The sequence below is a fragment of the Escherichia sp. WS1450 genome (assembly GCF_046487395.1).
GTDB classification, from domain to species: domain Bacteria; phylum Pseudomonadota; class Gammaproteobacteria; order Enterobacterales; family Enterobacteriaceae; genus Escherichia; species Escherichia coli.
On the sequence record NZ_JBJQJO010000073.1, the window covers coordinates 1 to 4,443 of the forward strand.

Below are 4,443 nucleotides of genomic sequence, written 5' to 3' on the forward strand. Positions count from 1 at the left end.
GGTGGTCCCACCTGACCCCATGCCGAACTCAGAAGTGAAACGCCGTAGCGCCGATGGTAGTGTGGGGTCTCCCCATGCGAGAGTAGGGAACTGCCAGGCATCAAATTTAGCAGAAGGCTCAGTCGGAAGACTGGGCCTTTTTGCGTTTCTACAAACTCTTCCTGTCATCATATCTACAAGCCATCCCCCCGCAGATACGGTAAACTAGCCTCGTTTTTGCATCAGGAAAGCAGCTATGAACCACTCCTTAAAACCCTGGAACACATTTGGCATTGATCATAATGCTCAGCACATTGTATGTGCCGAAGACGAACAACAACTACTCAATGCCTGGCAGCATGCAACCGCAGAAGGACAACACGTTCTTATTCTGGGTGAAGGAAGTAATGTACTTTTTCTGGAAGACTATCGCGGCACGGTGATCATCAACCGGATCAAAGGTATCGAAATTCATGATGAACCTGATGCGTGGTATTTACATGTAGGAGCCGGAGAAAACTGGCATCGCCTGGTAAAATACACTTTGCAGAAAGGTATGCCTGGTCTGGAAAATCTGGCATTAATTCCTGGTTGTGTCGGCTCATCACCTATCCAGAATATTGGTGCTTATGGCGTAGAATTACAGCGAGTTTGCGCTTATGTTGATTGTGTTGAACTGGCGACAGGCAAGCAAGTGCGCTTAACTGCCAAAGAGTGCCGTTTTGGCTATCGCGACAGTATTTTTAAACATGAATACCAGGATCGCTTCGCCATTGTAGCCGTAGGTCTGCGTCTGCCAAAAGAGTGGCAACCTGTACTAACGTATGGTGACTTAACTCGTCTGGATCCTACAACAATAACGCCACAGCAAGTATTTGATGCGGTGTGTCATATGCGCACCACCAAACTTCCTGACCCAAAAGTGAATGGCAATGCCGGTAGTTTCTTCAAAAACCCTGTTGTATCTGCCGAAACGGCTAAAGCATTACTGGCACAATTTCCAACAGCACCAAATTATCCCCAGGCGGATGGTTCAGTAAAACTGGCAGCAGGTTGGCTTATCGATCAGTGCCAGCTAAAAGGGATGCAAATGGGTGGGGCTGCGGTGCACCGTCAACAGGCGTTAGTTCTCATTAATGAAGACAATGCAAAAAGCGAAGATGTGGTGCAACTGGCACACCATGTAAGACAAAAAGTGGGTGAAAAATTTAATGTCTGGCTTGAGCCTGAAGTCCGCTTTATTGGTGCATCAGGTGAAGTGAGCGCAGTGGAGACAATTTCATGAAGGATAACACCGTGCCACTGAAATTGATCGCCCTATTAGCGAACGGTGAATTTCACTCTGGCGAGCAGTTGGGTGAAACGCTGGGAATGAGCCGGGCGGCTATTAATAAACACATTCAGACACTGCGTGACTGGGGCGTTGATGTATTTACTGTTCCGGGTAAAGGATACAGCTTGCCCGAGCCAATCCAGTTACTTAATGCTGAACAGATATTGAGTCAGCTGGATGACGGCAGTGTAGCCGTGCTGCCAGTTATTGACTCCACGAATCAGTATCTCCTGGACCGCATCGGAGAGCTTAAATCTGGCGATGCCTGTGTTGCAGAATACCAGCAGGCTGGCCGTGGTCGCCGGGGGCGGAAATGGTTTTCGCCTTTTGGCGCAAACTTATATTTGTCGATGTTCTGGCGTCTGGAGCAAGGCCCGGCGGCGGCGATTGGTTTAAGTCTGGTTATCGGTATCGTGATGGCGGAAGTATTACGCAAGCTGGGTGCAGATAAAGTTCGTGTTAAATGGCCTAATGACCTCTATCTGCAGGATCGCAAGCTGGCAGGCATTCTTGTGGAGCTAACTGGCAAAACCGGCGATGCGGCGCAAATAGTCATTGGTGCAGGGATCAACATGGCAATGCGTCGTGTTGAAGAGAGTGTCGTTAATCAAGGGTGGATCACGCTGCAGGAAGCCGGGATCAATCTCGATCGTAATACGTTGGCGGCCATGCTGATACGTGAATTACGCGCGGCGCTGGAACTCTTCGAGCAAGAAGGATTGGCACCTTATCTTTCGCGCTGGGAAAAGTTGGATAATTTTATTAATCGCCCAGTGAAACTTATCATTGGTGATAAAGAAATATTTGGCATTTCACGCGGAATAGACAAACAGGGCGCTTTATTGCTTGAGCAGGATGGAATAATAAAACCCTGGATGGGCGGTGAAATATCCCTGCGTAGTGCGGAATAATAAGATAGGGGAGCATTAGCTCCCCTGAAAATTATTTGCGTAGCCTGACCTCTTCTACCGCATGATTAGCACTTTTCGTCAGGATTAAACTGGCGCGCTCGCGAGTAGGTAGAATATTTTGCTTTAAGTTCAGCCAGTTGATCTCTTTCCACAACGTCATGGCAGTATTAATCGCTTCTTCTTTAGTTAATTTCGCGTAGTTATGAAAATAGGAATCCGGGTCTGTAAAAGCCCCTTCGCGGAATTTCAGGAAACGGTTGATATACCACGTCTGAAGTAAGTCTTCCGGTGCATCAACATATATCGAAAAATCGACAAAATCAGAAACAAATACATGATGTGGATCGTGTGGATAATCCATCCCGCTCTGTAAGACATTTAACCCTTCAAGAATTAAAATATCAGGCTGAACAACCGTTTTATCTCCATCCGGGATCACATCATAAATAAGATGCGAGTAAACAGGTGCTGTAACGTTTGGCACGCCGGATTTGAGATCGGAAACAAACTTCACCAGGCGATGCATATCATACGATTCCGGGAAGCCTTTCTTCTTCATCAGACCACGTTCTTTCAGTACCTGATTAGGGTGAAGGAAGCCATCAGTCGTGATCAGTTCAACACGACGATGTTCCGGCCAACGGCTTAATAGCGCCTGCAATACACGGGCGGTTGTACTTTTCCCCACAGCGACACTACCAGCAATACTGATAATGTAAGGAATGCGTTGCCCGTTGGTACCAAGAAACTGTTCCAGAACTGCCTGACGGCGCAGATTCGAGCTTATATAGAAGTTCAGCAAACGTGACAGAGGTAAATAGATCTCGGCAACTTCTTCTAACGAGAGATCTTCATTAATACCTTTGAGACGGGCGATCTCATCTTCCGATAACGTCATAGGTACGGAATCACGCAGAGCTGCCCACTGGTTGCGGTCAAACTGTAGGTAAGGCGTCATTAACGTTTGCTCTTTTATACTCATAAGCATGTTTCTGGCGGTCATAGCTCTATCGGCAAAGCGATATTTGCCATGGCGCGTCACAGTTCTGTTGAATGGGTTAATGGGCAGGAGGGTAACACCAGATGGGGAGGAATAATAAGAAAAAATCTCTCCTAGGAAGCTATCGTTGAAAAGCAATGTGACAGATATTCCATCTGATAAAAAGAATTATGGTTTAGCAGGAGCGCATTGTTGAGCACAATGATGTTGAAAAAGTGTGCTAATCTGCCCTCCGTTCGGCTGTTTCTTCATCGCGTCGCATAAAATGTGACCAATAAAACAAATTATGCAATTTTTTAGTTGCATGAACTCGCATGTCTCCATAGAATGCGCGCTACTTGATGCCGACTTAGCTCAGTAGGTAGAGCAACTGACTTGTAATCAGTAGGTCACCAGTTCGATTCCGGTAGTCGGCACCATCAAGTCCGGTGGGGTTCCCGAGCGGCCAAAGGGAGCAGACTGTAAATCTGCCGTCACAGACTTCGAAGGTTCGAATCCTTCCCCCACCACCAATTTCGGCCACGCGATGGCGTAGCCCGAGACGATAAGTTCGCTTACCGGCTCGAATAAAGAGAGCTTCTCTCGATATTCAGTGCAGAATGAAAATCAGGTAGCCGAGTTCCAGGATGCGGGCATCGTATAATGGCTATTACCTCAGCCTTCCAAGCTGATGATGCGGGTTCGATTCCCGCTGCCCGCTCCAAGATGTGCTGATATAGCTCAGTTGGTAGAGCGCACCCTTGGTAAGGGTGAGGTCGGCAGTTCGAATCTGCCTATCAGCACCACTTCTTTTCTCCTTCCTGTTTTTTCCTTCTGTTTATTGCATTCAACAAGTCGGGCATGTTGCCTGGTTGATGTGGTGATATCACCGATTTATCCGTGTCTTAGAGGGACAATCGATGTCTAAAGAAAAGTTTGAACGTACAAAACCGCACGTTAACGTCGGTACTATCGGCCACGTTGACCATGGTAAAACAACGCTGACCGCTGCAATCACTACCGTACTGGCTAAAACCTACGGCGGTGCTGCTCGCGCATTCGACCAGATCGATAACGCGCCGGAAGAAAAAGCTCGTGGTATCACCATCAACACTTCTCACGTTGAATACGACACCCCGACCCGTCACTACGCACACGTAGACTGCCCGGGGCACGCCGACTATGTTAAAAACATGATCACCGGTGCTGCTCAGATGGACGGCGCGATCCTGGTAGTTGCT

Annotated in this window: 4 protein-coding genes, 4 tRNA genes and 1 rRNA gene; 8 read left to right on the forward strand and 1 reads right to left on the reverse strand. The window is 47.8% G+C overall.

Annotated features, from left to right (window positions below; genetic code table 11):
* The 3 genes from rrf to birA form a co-directional block, all read left to right on the forward strand.
* Positions 1 to 99: ribosomal RNA gene (gene rrf / locus ACJHYR_RS27000) — 5S ribosomal RNA — on the forward strand; the annotation flags it as partial.
* 136 nt (positions 100 to 235) lie between these two features.
* A complete protein-coding gene (gene murB, locus ACJHYR_RS27005) occupies positions 236 to 1,264 on the forward strand; it encodes a UDP-N-acetylmuramate dehydrogenase (RefSeq protein ID WP_072837637.1) in 1,029 nt (342 codons plus the stop codon).
* Positions 1,261 to 2,223: a bifunctional biotin--[acetyl-CoA-carboxylase] ligase/biotin operon repressor BirA gene (gene birA / locus ACJHYR_RS27010; protein WP_000654623.1), complete on the forward strand. Its 963-nt coding sequence runs from the start codon at positions 1,261 to 1,263 to the stop codon at positions 2,221 to 2,223. The genes murB and birA overlap by 4 nt, the downstream gene beginning before the upstream one ends.
* A gap of 31 nt (positions 2,224 to 2,254) precedes the next feature.
* Here the strand turns inward: birA and coaA are convergent, their stop codons facing one another.
* On the reverse strand, positions 2,255 to 3,205 hold the full coding sequence (coaA, locus tag ACJHYR_RS27015) for a type I pantothenate kinase (protein ID WP_000023085.1): 951 nt from the start codon (positions 3,203 to 3,205) through the stop codon (positions 2,255 to 2,257).
* Positions 3,206 to 3,566: 361 nt separating this feature from the next.
* Between coaA and ACJHYR_RS27020 the strand changes: the two genes are divergently transcribed.
* The 5 genes from ACJHYR_RS27020 to ACJHYR_RS27040 all read left to right on the forward strand — a co-directional run.
* A tRNA-Thr gene (locus ACJHYR_RS27020) sits at positions 3,567 to 3,642 on the forward strand.
* A gap of 8 nt (positions 3,643 to 3,650) precedes the next feature.
* Positions 3,651 to 3,735: transfer RNA gene (locus ACJHYR_RS27025), tRNA-Tyr, on the forward strand.
* A 116-nt stretch (positions 3,736 to 3,851) separates the two neighbouring features.
* Positions 3,852 to 3,926 (forward strand) — tRNA-Gly (locus ACJHYR_RS27030).
* A gap of 6 nt (positions 3,927 to 3,932) precedes the next feature.
* Positions 3,933 to 4,008 (forward strand) — tRNA-Thr (locus ACJHYR_RS27035).
* Positions 4,009 to 4,122: 114 nt separating this feature from the next.
* Positions 4,123 to 4,443: GTP-binding protein (locus ACJHYR_RS27040; RefSeq protein ID WP_000031694.1), on the forward strand; the 321-nt coding region annotated here is incomplete at its 3' end.